Below are 23258 nucleotides of genomic sequence, written 5' to 3' on the forward strand. Positions count from 1 at the left end.
TGACATTAAAGTTAGCTTGTGCTAACAAAAATTAAATGTTTTAATTTTAATATAGAAATTGCTTGCTTAGGAACAGGAATGATATGAATATAAGTAAAGCCGTGCTGTTATGTAATATTTTCTTGCGAATGAAGACGTTGTTTATTTAAATACATAAGATTATCGATACGTTCCAAAAATACCTTTGAGCTTATCTCTTTCTCGGATTTATTTGAGAAATAATCATATCCGATACTCAGACTTATTTTATATGGAACCGAATTTTTAATATTAAAAAGTGATACGTTTTTCTTAAGCCTTTGTACCGTAGCAGCAAGGTCTGACGGCGTACATATTTCCATCATAACGATGAATTCGTCTCCTCCATATCTTGCAATGAAATCATTTTTTCTGAAGGTATCTTTAAGAATGGAGGCAGTATATTTAAGAGCCTGATCTCCAATATGGTGACCGTATGAATCATTAATCATTTTGAAATAATTTAAGTCAATCATAATGCCGGCAACAAGCCTGTTGTTTCGGCTTTTAATTTTTGTGTTTAAGTAGTTATCCAGAGATCTTCTATTATAAAGGCCCGTAAGGTAGTCTTTGTGAAGCTGATTATTCTGAATGTTTATAAAAATAATCAATATAGATGCGGTTACGCAAGTCCAAATAATGATAACACCGTAAAAAAAATATTGGATAATGCCTCCGACTGCAGTTATAATTCCAAATGAAATCAAACAAAAATATTCTTTTTTTTCTACATTTTTTCTATTTTGCACCATAAACGAAGTTGTATAAATTATTATTAAAAGACATATAATCAGCAAAAGATGGACATATTTCCCACGATTATAGATGTTGTTGTCATCGATAATAAAATAAATATTTTCAAAAATACTTGCAATTGACAATATTAAGTTGATTAAAACAGGTATAAGCATCGGGAAAAACATCTTTTTCAAATGCTCTTTACTGCCGTTAATGTAAAAATCTACATAAAAATACCATGTGATACATATTAACGGGTTAAGAATATTATACATTACAGCTGATAGAATATGCAGAAATCTGGTATGGTTTCCTTGAATTCCGTTTAATGACCACATTGCAGTGTCAAAAAACAGAATAAGAATATCAGTAAAAATCAGAACTAAAAAAAGTTCTTTGCCAGTTATACAGTGATTGCATTGATGATAAATACTTATAAATATTAGTAATAGTATTATTATAGAAAAGCAATTCAACTCAATATATTGAAGTGTTTGAAGCTCCATGGGGAGTCCTCCTTAATCATTTGCACGTATGATTTAATTATATTTCGAAAATAGAGCTAGAGATTTTATACGATTTCAATTATATTATTAACATAAAAATTATTCAAGTGAGAAATGACGTATTTTAGAAGGATGTCATATTTACCAATGCTTTGCGTTGAAGATTAAATTAATTTGCAGATTTATTTGGTGTATGGTATAATTTATTATATTATGGCTGGTTAGGAGGTATTATGAAAAATAGTAAAATAAATAAAATATTGATGCTTGTTGTTGTCCTTTCTCTTCTATTTACAATGGCTGCGGAAGCCGCTGTATTTACAGATATATCAAGTCATTGGGCAAAAAGTTATATAGAAAGAGTTTCTGAAAAAGGGATTGTATCAGGTTACGATGACAAGACATTTAAACCCGACAACAATGTCACAGTCTTGGAAGCATTAGTGATGTTATCAAGGCTTTACGATATTGACGACGATTTAAAGGATGAAGTTATAGAGAACTATGAAGATACTTTAGAATCGATGTCTAATACTAAGGGATACGAATGGTCATTTGATTATTTGTCAGTTATTATAGAAATGGGTGTTGTATCGGAAAACGGCCTAAAAGACATGTTTTCAAAAAAGACTATTTTTCAGGATGCAACAAGAGAAGAAATAGCCGTGTTGCTTACAAAGGCCATGATGCTTGCGGATGAAGCGCAAAAATTAAAGGTGTATACTCTGCCTTTTACTGATGCGGAAGACATTTCAACAGCAGCAAGACCATACATATACATTATGTACGACAAGGAAATTCTTCAGGGAGACACTAAGAAAAATATAAATCCGAAGGATAACATAACAAGGGCCGAGGTTGCTACTGTTTTGGACAAGGCTTGCGATTACATAGAAGATAATGATATATATCCTGAATTTGAAAATTATGTACCTACAACTGTAGAAGAGGGAATTATCACTAAATTGGAGGATAAAAGCTCGGAATCATATATCTATATTGAAGATATTGACGGAACTGAGAGCATTATAAGGATTGACGATGATACAAAGATATATGTTAATGATAGAGTACGAAAATTTTCTGATTTGAAGGAAGAAATGATTGTTAAATGCAAGATTGACGAAGATAGACTTGCCGTTAAAATTGAAGCTGATAAAAGTAAAGATGTTGTAAGAGGGATCATATATTATGTAGCATATTCATCACCTGCATCTATTACTATTTATGACGAGGATGATGATAAGGTTGTATATGATGTTTTAAGCAGTGCGGATGTTTTTCTTGACGGAAAAGAAATTGCACTAAGGGATCTTGATAAAAAAGATGAAGCTACTCTTTTGGTTGAAGACGATAAGGTTTATCAAATTAATTCTGTAAGCAGAATTAAAGATTATGAAGGAGTTATAGCATCAATCGATTATAAATCATATCCTATTAAGGTTTCGCTGAAAACAAAGAAAGATGTAGTTAAAATCTTCGAATTTGACAGCGAAGTTGAAGTTACAAGAAACGACAAGGAATCAAGTTTTGACAGAGTCAGAGTAGGAGATGAGGCTACTGTTACTACTGAATACAATGAAATGACAAAGATAAACACTGTTGCTAAGGAAGCCGAAATGAGCGGTACAATTAAAGAAATCATCATAGGTACCGAAAATAAAATTAAGATATCTGACAGCAACGGGGATGTTGAACAGTATATAGTCAGCAGCAATGCTGTTATAACCATCGGGGATAAGAATGCATCAATTAATGATCTTCGTGTTGGATACAATGTTGATATTAATACATCAGGAGATGAAATTGTAACTATCGAAGCAGCTCAAATTCAGGCAGCCATGAATTTTGCCGGTAAAATAATATTTGTAAATACAGACGATAAGCTTGTAATGATGCAGAATGTTAACGGAAACGGTCAGACGGAACTGATTTATTTAAGAGTTACAAACAATACCAGGATATTTAATACATCGGGTGATACAAAGTATTTAAAGAACCTGGAAGAAGGGCAGAGCATAATGAGTACTGCCATATCTCAAAACGGTGAATATACAGCTATAAGTATTATGATACAATAAAGAATTAAAAGCATCTTTTTAGATGCTTTTTTACTAGAATCATGAAAGGCTAACCTATTTATAATAGCGGAGGGGATTATTATGAAGAGAATTTTCTCGATTTTTATTATAGCAAGTTTGCTTGTGCTTATTCTATCAGGCTGCACCGTACTTCCCGCATCAGAAGAAACCGGGGTTGGACCTAAGGAATATGCTGAAATGAGGGAAGCAGAAAAGTTGAAAAAGGAGAACGAAGGTTTAAAGACAACGATAGAAGACTTAAATACAGAACTAGAAAAAATAAAAAAAGATTATTTGAAGTTATCTAAAAATAAAGATTCACTTGATTCAAAGCTGAGCGATGCGGAAGCAAAGCTGGATATTTTAGAAAATGACGGTGTTCCTAAGTTTATTTCCGAGGAAACTGACAAGAATAGTATTATGGCTTATTTGAACAACAACAAAAAAGTACTGGACAAAAGTCTGAGAGGAATTGAGATAATCGATAATTCAGCGTATGATAAAGTGCTGTTTTATACAACTGGCTATGGCGAAAGCTTCAATCAGATTTTTATATGGGAAACAGGAAAGGAAAAACCTGAATTAATTGACAATGCTTCATTTTCAAAGAAAGGAAATATTTCTGCCATTGATGAAAAGTTTCTGTTAATTGATACAGGGAACAACGAAGAATATAAAATATTGGACATTGAGAATAATTTAGTAGTGAATACTTTTTATTCAGTGCAAAATGTTTTTTTGTTGCCGGACACATCTACGTTTATAATTCAAAAACCGGAAACAAATTTGTTTGAGTTGTACGACTTTATAAGCTTGAAAGAACAGGAAATAGATCTGGATCAGAAAAGCAGGTTTACTTCGTTTAAGCGTGATGATGCATCAGGCGACCTGATTTTTGAAGGATACTACAATGATGAAAATGAAGTTTCGTATTTATTTAAGGCAACAGTTAAAATTGATACGCTGAAAGAAAAATATGATGTTTTGACACTGAATCAGTCATTGGAGTTAAAAGATGACGGTACAGAAGAGCAGGAAAAAAGTATGGTAGAATCAAAACCGGAAGAAGAAGTAAATGATGGTGCAAGCACAGATGAAAATTCGGAAACAGGAAAAGCAGAAGAAACAGAAGGAAATTTACAATGAAATATGATGTTATAGTAATAGGAGCAGGCCCTGCGGGTCTGCTCAGTGCGTTGTCTGTTAAAAATAAAAAAGTATTGGTTTTGGAAAAAAATAAAGAGCCCGGAAGAAAGTTGCTTATTTCGGGTCTTGGACAATGCAACTATACTAATAGTATGGATATTGAAGATTTTTTGAAAAGGTACGGCAGGAACGGCAGGTTTTTAAAATCTGCACTTTATAATTTTACAAACATTGATACAATGAATTTTTTCAGTGAAAATGGTCTTGAAAGCTTTATAAGGGAGGACGGAAAAGTTTTTCCTGCTTCTATGAAGTCATCAGACGTATTGAATGTGCTTATTAACTGTTTGCAAAAAAGAGGAGTTGATATACTTTATGATGAAGGAGCAAAGAAAGCTGCCTATGATGAATTGAATAAAATGTACTTGATTAAGACAAATAAAGCATCCTATGCATCAACTAATCTTATTATTTCGACAGGAGGCAAATCATATCCCCGCACTGGGTCTACAGGTGACGGATACAATTTAGCTGAACAATTAGGACACACTATAGTGGAGCCAAAAGAAGCACTTGTGCCTGTCTATACCGTAAACTATAAATTTAAGGAACTGGCAGGGATATCTTTTGAGGATATTAAGGTTTCACTTTGGAGAAACAACAGAAAGTCAGATGAATTTAACGGAGATTTTCTTTTTACTCATACCGGAATATCCGGCCCTGTAATTCTTAATAACTCAAGATACATCGAAGAAGGGGACGTTCTGAAAATTAATTTTACTTCTTTTAAGAATTCAGAAGAGTTTAAAAGGTATTTTGATAATTTAATTTTAAGCTCCGGTAAATTAAGTGTAAAAACGGTTCTAAAGCAGATGAATATTCCGAAGCGTTTTACTGAAAAGATTATGGAGCTGGCAGGTGTAAATGAAAATAAACTATGCAGCATATTAGAGAAAGCTGAAAGAAAGAACTTGTGCGGACTTCTTTCTGCCCACGAATTCAAAGTTGAGAGACTTGGTGGTTTTAATACTGCAATGGTAACTGCCGGCGGTGTTTCAACACGTGAAATAAGCTCTAAAACCATGGAGTCAAAGATAAGGCCAGGTCTGTATTTTGCCGGAGAAGTAGTTGATTATGACGGTGATACGGGTGGATTCAATATTCAGGCAGCATTTTCAACAGGAAAGCTGGCTGCTGACAGCATAAATAAAAAATAAATCACCTTGGTGGGATTCCAAGGTGATTTTTTCTTATATTTTAAACCTTCCTTTAACTACGTTCAATACTGCGGTTATTGCTACCGAATACAAAGGAATCATGAAAAAATTTGCAAGTATTCGCGCCGGCAGAAATATCATAACTCCCTTGCCGTAGACAACCGACAGAAAATAGGTGTTCAGTATTACAGACGTAATAAGTTGTGTGACACTAACAGTAAAAACTATTTTGTTCATGTTTAAATTGTTGTTTGCCGATGTCATTTTTATTGGAATCATAATGTAAATTGCAACTAAAGTGAAGAATCCGGCAATATATAAAATGCTTAATGGTTTTCCGTCATAAAATATTCCGCCGTCAAATGTAATCAAACCTTTATATAAAAATACGGAAACAAACCCAACAGACAACAAAGAAATAAATATTGTATTTAACAGATTATAATTTAAATCCTTTTTTATATACTTGTATATCAGACCTGGCAAGAAACCGGACAATGCACTTACTAATGTAAATCCAGGGAAAAATGGTCCGCCCGGCTTGGCGATGAAGTTAATTATATCTGCAGCGGCACCGGATATAAAACCGGCTGCAGGCCCTAATAACATTCCCGATATTATCAGTGGAACAGATGCAAAATTTATACGCAGTGCAGGAATACCTGCAAGCGGTATATAAATTTCAAAAATAATTTTCAATACAAGGCTCATTGCTATGAATAGCCCTGCCCTCACTATTGTCAGTGATGTAAATTTCTGTGAATCAGTATTACCTCTCATATTATCCTCCTTTATTGAGCAATAATACCTCCGCACAATACAGGAGAATAATCCTATAATTAATAGGTTCTCGAATACAGCGGAAGCGACAAGACACCGCAGACACGGTCTTTCGTTCAAGGGCGACATCCCATCCCTTAACACTTTACGCATCTTGTCTACTCTGTTATGCTAATATTGATTTTTTATATATGTTACCACAGTATGTACCAATATACAATTGAATTTTTAAGAATGTAAAAATAGTTAAATAATAGCGCAAGAATGAAGAAGTATTGTTTTAAAATTATTTAATAATTTGAATTTGTTGTCGTTGCTTTTATCTGTTATAATTGTAGGGTAAAGAATAAGCTAACGATTTCAAAATATTAATCAGGAGGAAACATGTCAGAAAAATACTTAAGCGACATAGAAATAGCACAGCAGGCAGAAATGAAGGTAATCAATACAATAGCCGATAAGATTGAAATACCTGATAAATACGTGGAAAATTACGGCAAGTACAAAGCAAAAATCGATTACAGATATTTGCAGAATGAATTAAAAGATAACAAAGAAGCTAAACTGGTACTGGTTACTGCAATAAATCCAACACCTGCCGGAGAAGGAAAAACAACTACAACAATAGGACTTGGAGATGCACTTACAAAACTAGGCAAAAGAACAATAGTAGCGCTTCGCGAGCCGTCCCTTGGACCTGTATTCGGAGTTAAGGGAGGAGCAGCAGGCGGAGGCTATGCACAGGTTGTTCCAATGGAAGATATAAACCTTCATTTTACCGGTGACTTTCATGCAATAGGAGCAGCAAACAACCTTTTGGCAGCAATGATAGATAACCATATACACCAGGGAAACAAATTGAATATCGACACAAGAAGAATAGTGTGGAGAAGAGCCGTTGATATGAATGACAGACAATTAAGACATATAGTAGACGGCCTTGGAGGAAAGACAGAAGGAGTAACCAGAGAAGACGGGTTTGACATTACAGTAGCATCAGAAGTAATGGCAGTATTCTGTTTGTCAAATGATATAACAGAACTAAAAGAAAATCTGGCGAAAATAATAGTTGCATACACAAGAGACGGCGAACCGATAACAGCCGGACAATTAAAAGCACAGGGAGCAATGGCAGCACTGTTGAAAGATGCGCTTAAGCCGAATATAGTTCAGACATTAGAAGGAACACCGGCATTTATACACGGAGGGCCATTTGCAAACATCGCACACGGCTGCAATAGTGTAATAGCAACAAAGATGGCAAGCAAAATTGCAGAATACACAATTACAGAAGCAGGCTTCGGAGCAGACTTGGGAGCAGAAAAATTCATAGACATCAAGTGCAGAAAAACAGGATTAAACCCAAGTGCAGTGGTAATAGTAGCAACAGTTAAGGCATTGAAATACAATGGAGGAATACCAAAAGCAGAGCTTGCAGAAGAGAATCTGGATGCGCTGGAAAAAGGACTTCCAAATTTATTAAAGCACGTTGAAAACATAACACAGGTATTTAAGCTTCCGGCAGTAGTAGCAATAAACAGATTCCCCACAGATACAGAAGCAGAACTGAAATTGATTGAAAGTAAGTGTAACGAGCTAGGAGTAAATGTAGCATTGTCAGAAGTATGGGGCAAAGGAAGCGAAGGCGGAAAAGAGTTAGCGCAAGAAGTATTGAGGTTGACAGAAAAAGAAAGCAGTATGGAATACGCATACCAGCTGGAGATGACAATAAAAGAAAAGATAAAGGCCATAGCCAGAAAGCTTTATGGTGCAGATGATGTTGAATTTTCAACAAAGGCCAATAAAGAAATAGCAAATTTCGAAAAGCTTGGATTTGGAAACCTTCCAATATGCATGGCTAAAAATCAATATTCATTGACAGACGATCCTAAGATATTGGGACGACCATCCGGTTTCAAAATAACAATCAGAGATATAACAATATCTGCGGGAGCAGGATTTTTAGTTGCAATGACAGGAGATATAATGAAGATGCCTGGGCTTCCTAAGGTTCCTGCTGCAGAAAACATCGATGTGGATGTTGATGGACGAATTAAGGGATTGTTCTAATAAATAATAAAATATAAATTTTACAATATACAGGTAATTAAAACCTCTAAGCCTATGATTTTTTAATTATCTGTATTATTTTGTCATTACTTATTTTTATAAATATGATGATTACTTAAAACAAATTTTATTGAATAATAAAAAAAACAATGTTATTATATAGTAAAAAATTTAACGGAGAATGCATGATGAACGTTATTATTTTAAAAAAGGATGATATTTGTAAAATATTTTCCATGAAGGATGCTATTAAGGCTTGCAGGGACGCGCTGAAAATTTATTCTGAAGGAGGAAGTTCGATACCGCTTAGAACAAATATAGATATTGCCGGTAAAGGAGGTCAGAGCCTTTATATGCCGGGATATGCCGAAGGAGCGAATGCTCTTGGGATAAAAATTGTGTCTGTTTATCCCAATAATGTTAAACGTGGATTGACAGCAGTTCCTTCTACCATGGTTTTGCTTGATGAAGAAACAGGCATGGTAAATTCGATTATTGACGGAACATACCTAACGCAAATAAGAACTGGTGCTGTTTCCGGCGCGGCAACTGATATATTGGCAAGAAAAGATTCAGCTGTACTTGCTTTAATAGGTACAGGAGGACAGGCTGAAAGTCAGTTGGATGCCGTGCTAAGCGTGAGAGATATTAAGGAAGTAAGAATACACAGTAAAAATATTGAACATGCAAGAAAATTTGCTGATAAAATGAGAGAAAAGTATAAATATAAACCAAGCATTGAAATTACAGCAGTTTTATCCTCAGGAGAAGCCGTAACTGGTGCAGACATTATTACTACTGTAACAACGTCAATGCAGCCTACATTTGACGGAAGGCTGATTAAAAAAGGTGCTCATATAAACGGAGTAGGCTCATATACGCCTGCTATGCAGGAGTTAGATGAATGGACTCTTCTTAATGCGGACAAGGTATACGTTGACACAAGAGATGGTGTTCTCAATGAGAGCGGGGATTTTATTATACCTATGAAAGAAGGTAAATTTACTAAGGATATTGTGACAGGAGAACTTGGCGAAGTAATTTTAGGAAAGGTTCCTTCCAGAGAGAATGAGGATGAAGTTACCTTGTTTAAAACTGTGGGAAGCAGTATTTTAGATATTGTAACATCCCGTAGAATTTACGAAAAAGCATTAGCTAGCAGAATAGGGAAGGTTGTAGAAATTTAACTAAAAAGTAAAAACTAAAATATTAAATTATGATTATAATGACGCACTTACCATTGATGCGACAAACAAAAAACAGGAGGTACATTTATGTTTCTCAATATGAATGTCAAATTTAAGGTTATGGATATCATGGACACTAATATCATTAAGGTTCCACCAAGCAAAACAGTTGCGGATATAATAGAAGAATTTGCGGAAAAAGACTGCGGTGAAGCCTTTGTGATTGAAACTGATTCTGATGGTGCGGAAAATATACAGGGAATGCTCACAATGAGTGGAATTTATAAGCTTATAAAGGAAAATAAATCATTGAGGACTCCTGTAAGTGCTGCTATGAATTCTTCTGTGCTTACTGTATCACCTGAATTACATGTTGAAGATGCGCAGAAATTTATGCTTAAGGAAAAAGCTAAGAGCGCAGCTGTATGCAATCATGGTAAAATTGTAGGCATTATTGAAAATCATGCTATTGAATACGGATGCTATAAATCAATAATTGAAATGAGAAATGAACTGATCGAAATAATAGATCACCTGCATGAAGGCGTATGTGTGGTAGATAAGTACGGTGTAGTAGGCCTTTGGAATAAAAGTGCAGAAAAGTTGTATAATGTAAGCTCAGACGAAATCATGGGAAAGAAATTAAAAGATTTTTTTCCTACTGCGCTGTTAAATATAGTTTTGGAAAGAAAAAAAGCCATAGAGAATGTTTATCATTCGCCGAGAGAAAATTCTGTCGTGGCTATATCGGCAAAGCCTATTATGACAAACAATTGTATTATTGGGGCTGTGTCATCAGAGACAGATATTACAGAGAGAGCAAATCTAACTATAAAGCTTGAAGAAGCAAAAGAAAGAGTGAGCTTTCTTGAAACAGAATATAAGAAGCTTACGGAAGACTGCTGCCAAATGGGATCAATAATAGGCAGAAGCAAAAAGATTACGGAAGTTATTGTGTTAGCTAAGCAGCTGTCCAAAACAGACGTGAACGTATTGATTACCGGTGAAAGCGGTACGGGCAAAGAAGTTTTTGCCAGAGCGATACATACTGAAAGCGGGCGTAAAGGCGACTTTGTTGCAATAAACTGCGGAGCTGTTCCGGAAAATTTGCTTGAAAGTGAATTGTTTGGATATGAAGGGGGCGCTTTTACAGGAGCTCTTTCAAAAGGTAAGAAGGGCAAATTTTTTCTTGCAGATAAGGGAACATTGTTTTTAGATGAAATAGGTGAGATGCCGCTTGATATGCAGGTAAAACTTTTGAGAGTTCTTCAGGATGGAGAAATCCATCCGCTGGGAGGGGAAAAGCCGATAAAAGTCGATGCGCGAATTATAGCGGCAACGAATCAGAATCTGCAAAAAATGATGAATAATGGAGAGTTCAGGGAAGATCTTTATTATAGGCTTAATGTTGTTACACTGTATCTTCCGCCATTAAGAGAAAGGTCAATGGATATACCGCTGTTTATTAATGAATTTCTTAAAGAGTTTTCAGAGAGGCACCATAAGGAAGTAAGGAGCATTTCCCCTCAAATTCTTAAGATACTTTTGGATTATGAATGGAAGGGAAATATAAGAGAGCTGAAAAATACAATAGAGCGTCTTGTGGTATTGTCAGATGACAAATCAATAAATATAGAGGCGCTTCCTGAAGACATTTTAAAAAATGTAAACGAAAAAAGCATTAATGAGCTTGACCAGTACAATCTTCAGAAAGTACTTGAAAATACTGAAAAAAAAATAATAACTCAAGTTATGAAACTTAATGAAAATAACAAAAAGAAGGCGGCTGAAATGCTAAATATTCCAAGAAGCACTCTATATTATAAATTAAAACAGTATACTATTGAATAGTGTCAGTTTATTGTAAGAGGTGTCGAAATATTGACGCTGATTTGACAAGTTATTAACATAACAAAACAATGGGCTTTATTAGATAAAAAACTAAAATCCAAAGTATATATGTGTCGAAATATCGACACAAAAAAACCAACGAAGTATAAAAAAAAATTATAATAAACAAAGCAAACTATTGAAAAATGTTTGCTTTGTTTGTTTTTTAATTTACAAACAAAAATTGGCATAAATTATGCAATATATGAATGGCAGGTAAGCTTTTTACTAATAATACAAAAGAAGGAGGTGAATAAAATGGATTTTAGATTTCTCTTGAGACAACATGTAGGCGCACCCTGCGTTCCGATGGTAAAAGTATCGGATCAGGTAAGAAGAGGTCAAAAAATAGCCGAGCCTAACGGACTTGGAGCATATATTCACAGCAGCGTAAACGGAAAAGTATCTGAAATAAATGATACGGAAATTATTATTTCGGGAGATGAAAATCAATCGAAAGAATATCTTCCTATCGATGACACAAAGGATTTTCTTGAAGCAATAAAGGAATCCGGAATTGTCGGAGCCGGAGGAGCAGGATTTCCAACACATGTGAAATTAAAGACCAAAATTCCCGGCGGTTATGCAATTGTTAATGCTGCGGAGTGCGAGCCCGTTTTAGGCCATAATATACAATATATTGAAAAATTCGCTTCTAAAATTATAAGTGGATTAAAAATAGTTATGGAAATTACTGATGCGGAACACGGAATTGTGGCTATAAAGCCTAAACACAAGCATGCGATCAATGTGCTTGAAAAAGCAATAGGAAAAGATAATATTAAAATTAAATTTCTTCCGGATTTGTACCCGGCCGGAGATGAGAGAGTTATAGTCAGAGAGATTCTAGGGATAGAATTAAAACCCGGGCAATTGCCGAGTGAAGCAAATGCAGTAATACAAAATGTTGAAACAGTAAAAAATATTGCTTTTGCGGTTGAAGACAGAAAACCTGTAATAGACAAAGATGTTACAGTGGGAGGCAGAGTAAGAAATGCTGGGGATGGTAAAACATTTCTGGATGTGCCGATAGGATACCCGGTAAAAAAACTTATTGATTCCCTTGGAGGATACATTGAACCACATGGGGAAATAGTACTGGGAGGACCATTTACAGGCAAGCATGGAAGTGAAGAAGCTCCTGTAACAAAAATACTTGGTGGAATTCTTGTGGCAATGCCTTTCCCTACTGATAAGAGAAAATTCGGCATACTTGCATGTGAATGCGGAGCTCAGGAAAGCAGACTTAAAGAAATTGTAAATGCAATGGGTGGTCAGGTAGTTGCTGAAGAAAAATGCAAAAGGATGACTGAAGTAAACGGCAGATACAGATGTGAGCTTCCAGGAGTTTGTCCCGGACAGGCACAGACTGTTATAAGCCTTAGAAAAAAAGGTGCTGAAGTTATTTTAACAGGAAGCTGTGGTGACTGAACTAACACTGTAATGACAGTTACTCCTAGGTTAGGAGTTCCAACATATCACCACACTGACCATGTTCTTAGGGCAGCAGGCCATAAGTTAGTAAGAAAAATAAAAGAATAGAAGTTAAAAAGGAGGTATTTATTATGTCCATTACTCCAGAAACTGCTGAACAACACAAAAAGGATTATGCGGTGGTATGCTGCAGGACAGAAGCCGGCAAGATTATTGAAGCCGATTCATTGGAAGATCCTGCTATATTTGCAGACTTAGAAGATTCAGGGTTGCTAAACATTCCTGATAACTGTTTAAAGATAGGTGAAGTATTAGGTGCAAAGCTAATATCAACCATTGATTCTTTAACACCGATTACTCCGGATGTTGTCGAAGGGGCAAAAATAAATGAAGATAATGGTGCTGAAGTAGCAAAATTAACTGAGACAGTTACTGAAGAAGTTGCTGAAAAACCGGCAATTGTACCTGTGGCACCAAGTAATGCAGGTGTTTTAAAAATACACATTGGAGAGGGAAAAGACATTAATTTAGAAATTCCGATGGGGTATTCATCTGTGGGAACAGGCGTGTCATCTGCAAAAGCAGAAGAAGCAGCAGCTGTTCAAGAAACAGTGCTAAATGAAGTTCAGGTTAATGGTGAATTACCTGAAAAGAAAATAAGAGAGCTTGTTAAAAAGCACTATAAAATTGATAAAGTTGAATTAGGACCTGAAACTAAAATTGAAGGTACTACATTATTTATCAGAGAAAATATCTGTGAAGATGCAATTAAAGAAAGCGACTTAGTTAAAAAAATCAAATTTGACATTATTACTCCTGACAAATACAACTTGTACAGCGAGACTATAATGGATGTTCAGCCTATTGCAACTAAGGAAGGCGATTCTAAGATAGGTACCGGAGTTACAAGAGTATTAGACGGTGTAATATTAATGGTTACTGGCGTGGATGAAGGCGGAGTACAGATAGGCGAATTTGGTTCTTCAGAAGGAATCCTTGAAGAAAACATTATGTGGAACAGACCTGGATCACCTGATAAAGGCGAGATATTTATCAAGACAGAGGTAGTAATTCAGGAACATACAAACATGGAAAGACGCGGACCTTATGCTGCTCACAAGGCTTCAGACTTTATCACGCAGGAAATTAGAAATGCGTTAAAGAAATTGGATGATGAGAGTTTGGTTGTTAACACAGAATTAACAGAACAATACAGAAGACCCGGCAAGAAAAAAGTGGTTGTAGTAAAAGAAATAATGGGTCAGGGAGCAATGCATGATAACTTGATACTTCCAGTTGAACCTGTAGGTGTTTTAGGTGGAAAGCCAAATGTTGATTTAGGAAATCTTCCTGTAATGATGAGCCCGCTGGAAGTATTGGATGGAGGTATTCATGCACTCACATGCATAGGACCTGCTTCTAAGGAATGCTCAAGACATTATTGGAGAGAGCCTCTTGTAATTGAAGCTATGAATGATCCCGACATTGATCTTTGCGGTGTAATATTTGTAGGAAGTCCACAGATAAACTCTGAAAAATTCTATGTATCTGAAAGACTTGGAATGATTGTTGAAGGACTGGATGTTGACGGAGCTGTTGTAACTACAGAAGGCTTTGGAAACAACCATATCGACTTCGTAAGTCATATTGAACAGATAGGAATGAGAGGAATCCCTGTTGTAGGTATGTCATTCTGTGCTGTTCAGGGCGCTCTGGTAGTAGGAAATCCATATGTAAAATACATGGTGGATAACAACAAATCTCAGGAGGGTATTGAAAATGAGGTTCTCTCTTGTAATACTCTGTGTCCTGAAGATGCAGTACGTGCGGTAAGCATGCTCAAGTCTGTTATGTCCGGAGAAGAAGTGAAGGAAGCCGAAAGAAAATGGAATGCAAATGTTAAGGAAAACAATTTGGAGCTTATAGAAAAAGAATGCGACGTTAATATAGAAAGACAAAAAAATGAACAGTCGCTTCCAATGAGCCAAAAAAGGAAAGAGAAGTACTCATAATGAAGTACGGCGAAAAGACAATATATGTCGAAGGCATTATAACCAGAGTAACAGACGGCTCGATGGAGGTTGATTTTAAAGGAAGGTTGGGACATATAAGTGTTCCACTTAGAATGGTAATAACAGATTATCCTTTGGAAGTAGGGCAGGAAGTTGCGCTGAATATGAGCTTTTTAGAAGTCATAAGCCCAAAAGTTAATGAAAAATATAGAAGCAATTTTGATAGACATATTGAAGTTGAGGAGGTAAAAAATGAGTCAGATAGTTAAAGGCTTACAATCTGAAATATTTGCCCCAATTACACCACCATCTGTTTTCACTCCTGTTACAATGGAGTTGAAAGATATGAAGGTGGCATTGGCATCAGCTGCCGGAATACACTTGAAAAGTGATAAAAGATTTAATTTAGCAGGAGATTTTACTTACAGAATAGTTCCTGGAGATACTCCTACAAGTGAATTAATGGTATCACACGGCGGTTATGATAATGGCGATGTTAATAAGGATGTAAACTGTATGTTTCCTCTTGACAGGTTGAGAGAGCTTAAAGAGGAAGGGTTAATTAAAGAAGTGGCTGAAAGTCATGTAGGATTTATGGGAGGCGGCGGAAATCAGCAGAAATTTACTGAAGAAACCGGACCTCAGATAGCTAAAATATTGAAGGATGAGAATGTGGATGCAGTGCTGCTTACAGCAGGCTGAGGTACTTGCCACCGCTCTGCCGTGATTGTGCAGAGAGCGATTGAGGAAGCTGGAATACCAACTATTATTATAGCAGCTCTTCCTCCGGTAGTGCGCCAAAATGGTACTCCGAGAGCCGTATCTCCAAGAGTCCCTATGGGTGCTAATGCAGGTGAACCGAATAATCCTGAGATGCAAAGAAATATTGTTAGAGATACACTTAAGCAATTGGTTGAAATTCAGACACCAGGTAAGATTGTTCCACTGCCTTACGAATATATTGCTAAGGTTTAAGCTTAAATATACTATCTGTCTCATTTAAATGAGACAGATAGTTAAAAAAGGGTGATGAAATTGGAATACAATCAGGAAATAGTAATAAGAAGACTTGTTATTAAGTCGTATCACATAACAGAGGTTGAAGCTAACGATGAATTTTTAATAAATAACAGAACTCTTGCTATTCAGAACAATTACTTTAATAAGATAATTGATAATAATGAATATGTGGAAAAAATTGATGTTCATGTTATAAAACCAGGTGAGCATAATAGATTTGTCAATAGCATTATGGATATTATCCCAATATCAACTAAAGTGCTTGGAGTGATAGGAGAAGGAATAACCCACACTTTAACAGGAGTGTATGTTATGATGACCGGCGCTGATAAAAATGGTGTACAAATGGCTGAATTTGGATCCTCAGAAGGTATTTTGAAAGAAAAATTATTTCTTGGAAAAGCAGGAACTCCTGGAGAGAACGATTATATAATTCATGTTGATATAACATTTAAAGAAGGGTTAATGTCAAACAGAATGTATCCAACGGAGGGACACAGGCTATGCGATTCTTTTATACAAGAAATAAGAAATATATTAAAAAAAATACCTGCGCAAGAATTTAATGAAAAGTATGAATACTTCGACAAAATTAGGCCTGGTAAAAAGAGAGTAGCTATTGTCAAGCAAATAGCGGGGCAGGGAACTATGTACGACAACCAGTTATTCAGCGAAGAACCTTCAGGATTTGCCGGTGGGAAATCCATAATTGACATGAAAAATCTCCCTATTGTTCTTAGCCCTAATGAATATAGGGACGGAGCACTGAGAGCAATGGTATAAGGAGGTGTTTTTATGGGTATAGGACCATCGACTAAAGAGACGACACTTCATCATTTTAGAGATCCTTTACTGGAAATTGCTTCATCTGATGATGATTTAGATGTTGTAGGAGTAGTACTTGTGGGAACTCCGCAAGATAATGAGTATAAAAATTTTGTAGGTAAAAGAACTGCTGCGTGGCTGGAAGCAATGAGGGTTGATGGAGCTATCATATCCTGTGACGGATGGGGAAACAGCCATGTGGATTATGCTAACACTATTGAAGAGATAGGGAAACGTAATATCCCTTTGGTAGGTATGGCATTTATAGGAACTCAGGCACAATTTGTTGTTACAAATAAGTATATGGATACTATTGTGGATATAAATAAGTCTGAAGAAGGAATAGAAACAGAAAATGTCGGAGAAAATAATGCAAGTAAGATTGATGCGAAAAAAGCTGTTGCATTGTTAAAATTAAAAATGCGGAGAGGGCGTAAGTAGAAAATTTAGCATACAAATCAACGTTAAAATTTTAACAACAACACAATTTAAGTGAGGGAGGTAATTCTATGAAATTTTCTAGAAGTATAGTGGCTATAGATTCTCATACTATGGGAGAACCTACAAGAGTAATTGTAGGAGGTGTACCATCAATAAAAGGTGCAACTATGCCGGAAAAGAAAAAATATTTAGAAGATCACATGGACTATATTAGAACATCAATTATGCACGAACCGAGAGGGCATAATGATATGTTCGGATCTATTATTACACAGCCAACATCTGATAAAGCGGATATCGGTATTATCTTTATGGATGGGGGAGGATACCTGAATATGTGCGGTCATGGTTCCATAGGAGCTGCGACGGTTGTTGTTGAAAATGGAATGGTTCCTATGGTTGAGCCTGTAACAGAAATAAATTTGGAAGCTCCGGCCGGCATAGTGAAAGCAAAAGTTTTCGTAGAATGCGGTAAAGTAAAAGAAGTATCTATAACTAATGTACCGGCTTTTCTCTATAAGAGAGATGTAAAAATAAATGTTCCTGAAATTGGAGAAATTATATTAGATATTTCATTTGGAGGAAGCTTTTTTGCAATATTAAATGCAAAGCAGCTTGGTCTCGAGATTATACCTGCTAATGCAGATAAGTTGAAAAATATTGGAATGGTTATTCGCGACGTCGTTAATAAGGAGATTAAGGTACAACATCCTACTCTTCCGCATATCAACACAGTTGACTTGGTGGAAATATATGACGAGCCGACTAATCCAGAAGCAACATATAAGAATGTAGTTGTGTTTGGTGACGGACAAGTAGATCGATCGCCATGCGGAACGGGAACATCAGCGAAAATGGCCACATTGTATGCAAAAGGTAAGCTAAAACTGGGTGAACCATTTGTGTATGAAAGCATAATAGGGACGTTGTTCAGAGGCAGAGTTCTAGAAACAACTAAAGTAGGGGATCTAGATGCAATAGTTCCGGAAATTACAGGCAGTGCTTATATTACAGGATACAGTAACTACGTCATAGATGACAGTGACCCAGTAAGGCATGGATTTATGCTACAGTAAAGTATTATTGTTAATTAAAATTAAAAACCAAAAAATTATGGAGGATTGTTTATGGTAAGTATATTACTCAGTGTCTTAGGACTGTTTACATTAGCATTTCTAGTTGTATTTTTAAAAGACTTTTTTGCAAATAAGAATAATCTTGAGGAAGAAACAAACTGGTTGAAGTCAGGCATAATTGGGCTTCTAACAAATTTCTTTGACACTCTGGGAATAGGAAGTTTTGCTCCTACGACAGCTTTGCTGAGAACATTTAAACAAATAAAAGATAGAGTAATTCCGGGAACTTTAAATGTTTCTTGTACAGTACCGGTTGTAATCGAAGCGTTTGCGTTTATAACTGTAGTTAAGGTAGAACCGATAACTTTGACATCGATGTTGGTAGCTGCTGTACTGGGTTCGGTACTTGGTGCAGGATATGTTTCTAAGATGCCGGAAAAGAAAATACAGCTTATCATGGGAGTTGCATTGCTTGCAACAGCATTCTTGATGTTTTCTAAGCAGTTGGGATGGATTGCAGGATTAGGAACAGGAACTGAAATTGGACTTACAGGAGCCAAATTAATTGCAGCAGTAGTCGGCAACTTCATACTGGGTGCATTAATGACGGCAGGAATAGGACTTTATGCTCCGTGCATGGCTTTAGTTTATATACTTGGAATGTCTCCGGCTGTTGCTTTCCCTGTTATGATGGGTTCTTGCGCATTCTTAATGCCAGTAGCTTCTATTAAGTTTGTAAAAGAAGGGGCGTACAACAGAAAGGTATCATTAGCAATTACTATAGGCGGTATAATAGGTGTATTATTAGCTGTATTTGTATTCACTTCACTGCCATTGGATGTGTTAACTTGGCTTGTAATTGCAGTAGTAACATACACAGGTATAACTTTGTTGAAAGCTTCAATGAAAGAGGTAGCGATAGAAGCTGCTGAAACAAACAATAAACCAATTCAATAACTTTAATTGATACAGCCGATAATTGGCAGGTTGAATTGAGCGATCAGTCTGTCAATTATCGGCTAATATTCAAACTTAATTAGCTTAAATATTCATACATTGGAGCAACTATTGATTATACGCAGTTCACGTCTATAGAAACAATTATGTTTACGGAAAATGTGTTTTATCCGTTTTTTGCGAGTTATATATGCAATTTCGCACACTAAGCCAATAATACACCTATTATACTAAAACTTGCTTTTAAAAAAGAATTACTCCTAATGCGATGAAGATTATGCAATTTTCTTGATTCATCAACACAAACATATGCCGTGACAAGCACATGTTTATTTTTTATACAAGGGGAAATTATTTACCGCAGCATTTTTTATATTTTTTTCCGGAGCCGCACGGGCACGGATCATTTCTTCCAATCTTGGTTTCTGCAATTACTTGCTTTGATCTGTTGAAGTCTTTTTTTATTTTTTTCCTTTTATCATCATCAAATATATTGCTCCACTCATTCATTCCATAAAGCCATTCCGCTTTTGCGTCATGCATATTCCACAAAAGTTTTTCCCAATCTAGCTCTGCTTTTAACACCGACTCTTCTGTTAATGAATCTAAGTCAAGACCTTCCTTGAAGCTTGTGTTTGCACCGTCAAGAAATCCTATATATTCCATACTGGTCATATCGTTATGTTTTGATAAATCAACTACTTTCCCCTCAATTACAGGGCTTTTAGATTCAAGTATTTTTCTGTAGCATTCAGCTTCTTTAGCCATGTAATCCTTGAAAAAATTTTGGTATTCTTCCTGTGTTTTAATATTCTTTAAAGCTTCATTCCATTCTGTATATAAACTCATTTTTGCCTCCAAATAATTTACTATCGTTATTTTAACAGCAAAATAATAAAATATCAAGACAAAAAATGCCGCAGAATGTGCGGCATTTTTGCTATTATTTTTGTTTAAGCAGATCTCTTATTTCTGTTAAAAGTTCCTCTTGGTAGTCTATATTGATTTAACATACTAATGAAGGAATTATCAATTTTTATATTTTAATCCATTGTTTGTTATTCCAAGTTCAAAGCTGTCATCATATGAAATGTAGCGTACATTGTTTTCTATTACCGTATTTTCTTTGTCTCCTTTGTAAACGACAAATACCTGATTATTCTCAGATGCTGCTTCAAGTATTTCTTTTAAAATTTTCACTTCCCGCGCATCATAAATTGTATCAAGATTAGCATTCATAGTAAGCACGAGCACCTTATCTTCATAATTTACAAAGCTCTTTATATTGTTCCACATAGTTGTATTGCTTGAGCTCATCGTTGCATTGGAAATTATGCCGTCAAAGTATATAATTTCGCCATTTCCGGACAAAATTTCTTTCTTATCAGGTGAAACAACCAATTTTTCAGAGTAGTCGGATATTTCATCAGACTTCATGTGATCCACAAATTCAGTTTCTTCTTTCAAGCCAAGCTGTTTATCCTTAGGCTCATACATGATTCTTAAATTATCGATATATATTGTTCCTGTATCTTTTCTTGTTTCATTTATTTCTGCAAGATAAATATTTTTCAGTGTTACCGGATATGCAGTTCCTTCGGGTATTTGTGCCTCTACCCATTTCCACCCTGTCCAGTCAACTTCATCTGCAAATGTGAGTTTTATCTGATTGTTATAAACGTCTGTAATTCTTGTTCGGAGCCAATGGTTTTTACCGTCTCCATAAACCCACATGCCAATTGCTTTAGGTTTGTCTTCAAGTTTAATTCCTTCGCCATCTTCACCGAATTCCACGAATGCTATGCTTTGGTCAGTCATTTCCGTAAAGTCATAGTCCAGCTTTAATGATTTAGAACCTTCCTTGACAAAATCTTCGGATATAGACATGTTTCCGGATGAATTATCAGGGTATAGTGTGAGTTTAAGGTTATCAAGCTCTTCAAATCTATTAAGAGTCTTATATCTGTAGCCAACCTTGACTTGTATATGTTTAATTGCATTTCCAAAGCTTGCTGTAACAGCACCAGTATTGCTTACATCTCCGGCAGTAAAAATGCCGTTTTCAACTTTGCCGACCCTGTTTCTGTAAGAATAAGAAATATATTCAGCAGGTATGTATGCAGAATTTCCATCATCATCAATACCCAGGATTTCTCCTATTTCGTAAGTATCTCCAAGTCCAAGAACTATGGAATCATTGCTGAATTTTAATGCAACAGGTTCAGCAAGGACATCTATTTCAACCTGGCCTTCAGCATCTCCCGACAATGCTGTAATAACAACTTTTCCGGCTTTTGAGGGATAGAAAATATTGTTTTCTATTTTACCTGCATTAGTTGGAGAAATGCTATACTTTACTTCTTTGTTAGTTACTTCAATTTGCGTGTAGTATTCATTAAAAAATTTAAGATCTAATGATACTTCTGTATTATTAAAAACCATATTTTGATAAGGCGTTATTTCAATGCTGCCTACATTGTCGCTGTCAGGTGAATTATTAAATACGGCTACACCTGAGGCTATTTTTCTTTCTCGTCCGTCAGATGGAATATTAACAACTGTAACGTTTGAATTTCTTAAAAAGTCAACGCCCATGGTGGTAGACCCTCCACCATCCATATTAACAGCGTCGTAAGCGCCTAGCCCTAACATTATTTCAGCAAGTTCTGTCTGCTTAACTCCTACGTAATTTTTATTTCTGCCGTCTATTGTTACCATAATCATTTCTGTATTATCTTTGTTGAACCCTATTGCTGTTCTTGGATGCGCTCCTAGTACCTCGTCGCTTATTTCATTGACCATACCATCTTTAACGAGGTAGTTCAGTGCACCGAAGGCAAAATCTACATTGTCAGGACTAAAATCAAGTTCTATATTTAGGGATACAGGCTGTCCCGGTACAAAGGATTTCAGCATTTGTTCCATGGCTACTGAGTTGCAGCTTGCAATAACATAACCATCTTTGGGGATTATTGTTGAGATCTGATTCTTTCGAATTTCAGAGACCATATTATCAATTACAATAACTTCAACAATATCTTTTTTTCCGTCGTATCCTGGAGACATTTTGTTCCAATCAGTTGTAAGAATTGTTGCTGCCCAGTCCAATGAAGATGTTTTATTGAATGCTGTAACATCAAATACGGTGCTGTCAGAACCATACAATGTTATTTTAGGATTCCATACAGATATATCCATACTTTCATTATCCAAGAGTTTGGAAACTGTAGGGTATCCGTAGCTGTACGGAAGAGGAGATGTTATCAGCTTTCCATCTTTAATTAATGGACCGTAGGTATATGTAGGATCGCCCATGTAGAAAAAGTCACCATTAACTGCCGCTGTTGCGCCTGATGATTTAATCATACTGCTCAAAGGTGAGCGGGTTCCTACACCGTTTTCTCCTGTTATAGGTTTAATTTCTGTATATTCATCTGTCAAATCAGCTCTTACCACGTTTATGTTCATCCAGCCAGCGGAGGTGTATCTTTCGATTTTTTCATATGTAATACCTGTTGATAGCCTTGTTTGTTCTGACAGGTCAGATACTGTATACAGGCTGCCGTAGGCGTATGAACTCAATAAAATTGCAAGAGCAACCGAGAAAGCTGCTATTTTTTTAATAAACAAATAAATCATTCCTTTCTGTTTAATTTTCATACCTCATTATAACACAAAAAATGGACAACCATTATTAAATTACTATTAATAAGGTTGTAATTTTTAGTAATAGTGGATATGTTTATAATTAATTAGACGTATGTTATCATGCTTTGTTCCGCCTTTCATAGCAAATAATTAAATAAATTTTATGCAGCAAAAATTATTTAGACATGTATTGACAACAAGAAATTGATATG

General features: G+C 35.7%; 18 protein-coding genes and 1 riboswitch. Of the genes, 14 read left to right on the top strand and 4 right to left on the bottom strand.

Going from position 1 to position 23258, the window contains the following annotated elements:
• Window positions 1–107: 107 nt before the first annotated feature.
• Window positions 108–1262, bottom strand: coding sequence for a GGDEF domain-containing protein (locus RBQ61_RS04295; protein WP_308139290.1), 1155 nt, complete (start codon window positions 1260–1262; stop codon window positions 108–110).
• A gap of 233 nt (window positions 1263–1495) precedes the next feature.
• Between RBQ61_RS04295 and RBQ61_RS04300 the strand changes: the two genes are divergently transcribed.
• From RBQ61_RS04300 to RBQ61_RS04310, 3 genes are all read left to right on the top strand, one after another.
• On the top strand, window positions 1496–3343 hold the full coding sequence (locus RBQ61_RS04300; protein WP_308139291.1) for an S-layer homology domain-containing protein: 1848 nt from the start codon (window positions 1496–1498) through the stop codon (window positions 3341–3343).
• Window positions 3344–3424: 81 nt separating this feature from the next.
• Window positions 3425–4489 (top strand): hypothetical protein, encoded by a 1065-nt coding sequence (locus RBQ61_RS04305; protein WP_308139292.1) that lies wholly within the window; start codon window positions 3425–3427, stop codon window positions 4487–4489.
• Entirely contained in the window at window positions 4486–5706 is a 1221-nt protein-coding gene (locus RBQ61_RS04310) for an NAD(P)/FAD-dependent oxidoreductase (RefSeq protein ID WP_308139293.1), read from the top strand. The genes RBQ61_RS04305 and RBQ61_RS04310 overlap by 4 nt, the downstream gene beginning before the upstream one ends.
• 33 nt (window positions 5707–5739) lie before the next feature.
• Here the strand turns inward: RBQ61_RS04310 and RBQ61_RS04315 are convergent, their stop codons facing one another.
• The gene (locus RBQ61_RS04315) at window positions 5740–6486 is read right to left on the bottom strand and encodes a folate family ECF transporter S component (protein ID WP_308139294.1); all 747 of its coding nucleotides are present in this window, start codon (window positions 6484–6486) and stop codon (window positions 5740–5742) included.
• Between the two features lie 75 nt (window positions 6487–6561).
• A riboswitch (THF riboswitch) is annotated at window positions 6562–6654 on the bottom strand.
• 216 nt (window positions 6655–6870) lie between these two features.
• Here RBQ61_RS04315 and RBQ61_RS04320 point away from each other — a divergent pair.
• The 11 genes from RBQ61_RS04320 (at window position 6871) to RBQ61_RS04370 (ending at window position 19398) form a co-directional block, all read left to right on the top strand.
• Complete coding sequence (locus RBQ61_RS04320; RefSeq protein WP_308139295.1) at window positions 6871–8556, top strand: formate--tetrahydrofolate ligase; 1686 nt, start codon at window positions 6871–6873, stop codon at window positions 8554–8556.
• A gap of 188 nt (window positions 8557–8744) precedes the next feature.
• On the top strand, window positions 8745–9743 hold the full coding sequence (locus RBQ61_RS04325; RefSeq protein WP_308140092.1) for an ornithine cyclodeaminase family protein: 999 nt from the start codon (window positions 8745–8747) through the stop codon (window positions 9741–9743).
• 87 nt (window positions 9744–9830) lie between these two features.
• On the top strand, window positions 9831–11594 hold the full coding sequence (locus RBQ61_RS04330) for a sigma-54-dependent Fis family transcriptional regulator (RefSeq protein ID WP_308139296.1): 1764 nt from the start codon (window positions 9831–9833) through the stop codon (window positions 11592–11594).
• A 297-nt stretch (window positions 11595–11891) separates the two neighbouring features.
• The gene (gene prdC, locus RBQ61_RS04335) at window positions 11892–13175 is read left to right on the top strand and encodes a proline reductase-associated electron transfer protein PrdC (protein ID WP_308139297.1); all 1284 of its coding nucleotides are present in this window, start codon (window positions 11892–11894) and stop codon (window positions 13173–13175) included.
• A 23-nt stretch (window positions 13176–13198) separates the two neighbouring features.
• Window positions 13199–15079, top strand: a complete 1881-nt coding sequence (prdA, locus tag RBQ61_RS04340; RefSeq protein WP_308139298.1) for a D-proline reductase (dithiol) proprotein PrdA — start codon at window positions 13199–13201, stop codon at window positions 15077–15079.
• Window positions 15079–15348 carry a CBO2463/CBO2479 domain-containing protein gene (locus RBQ61_RS04345; RefSeq protein WP_213926078.1) on the top strand — a complete coding sequence of 90 codons (270 nt, stop codon included), beginning with the start codon at window positions 15079–15081 and terminating at the stop codon, window positions 15346–15348. The genes prdA and RBQ61_RS04345 overlap by 1 nt, the downstream gene beginning before the upstream one ends.
• Window positions 15332–16054, top strand: a complete 723-nt coding sequence (gene prdB, locus RBQ61_RS04350) for a D-proline reductase (dithiol) protein PrdB (RefSeq protein WP_308139299.1) — start codon at window positions 15332–15334, stop codon at window positions 16052–16054. Before RBQ61_RS04345 ends, prdB begins: the two co-directional genes overlap by 17 nt.
• Window positions 16055–16108: 54 nt before the next feature.
• A complete protein-coding gene (gene prdD / locus RBQ61_RS04355; protein WP_308139300.1) occupies window positions 16109–16882 on the top strand; it encodes a proline reductase cluster protein PrdD in 774 nt (257 codons plus the stop codon).
• A 12-nt stretch (window positions 16883–16894) separates the two neighbouring features.
• On the top strand, window positions 16895–17365 hold the full coding sequence (locus RBQ61_RS04360; RefSeq protein ID WP_213926081.1) for a glycine/sarcosine/betaine reductase component B subunit: 471 nt from the start codon (window positions 16895–16897) through the stop codon (window positions 17363–17365).
• A 68-nt stretch (window positions 17366–17433) separates the two neighbouring features.
• Window positions 17434–18441 (top strand): proline racemase, encoded by a 1008-nt coding sequence (locus RBQ61_RS04365; protein WP_308139301.1) that lies wholly within the window; start codon window positions 17434–17436, stop codon window positions 18439–18441.
• 51 nt (window positions 18442–18492) lie between these two features.
• Window positions 18493–19398 (top strand): sulfite exporter TauE/SafE family protein, encoded by a 906-nt coding sequence (locus RBQ61_RS04370; protein WP_308139302.1) that lies wholly within the window; start codon window positions 18493–18495, stop codon window positions 19396–19398.
• Between the two features lie 351 nt (window positions 19399–19749).
• Here RBQ61_RS04370 and RBQ61_RS04375 read toward each other — a convergent pair whose 3' ends face one another.
• Window positions 19750–20247 carry an SEC-C metal-binding domain-containing protein gene (locus tag RBQ61_RS04375; protein ID WP_308139303.1) on the bottom strand — a complete coding sequence of 166 codons (498 nt, stop codon included), beginning with the start codon at window positions 20245–20247 and terminating at the stop codon, window positions 19750–19752.
• Between the two features lie 180 nt (window positions 20248–20427).
• A complete protein-coding gene (locus RBQ61_RS04380) occupies window positions 20428–23058 on the bottom strand; it encodes a phosphodiester glycosidase family protein (RefSeq protein WP_308139304.1) in 2631 nt (876 codons plus the stop codon).
• Window positions 23059–23258 lie beyond the last annotated feature (200 nt).

This window comes from Sedimentibacter sp. MB35-C1 (genome assembly GCF_030913635.1).
GTDB lineage: Bacteria > Bacillota > Clostridia > Tissierellales > Sedimentibacteraceae > Sedimentibacter.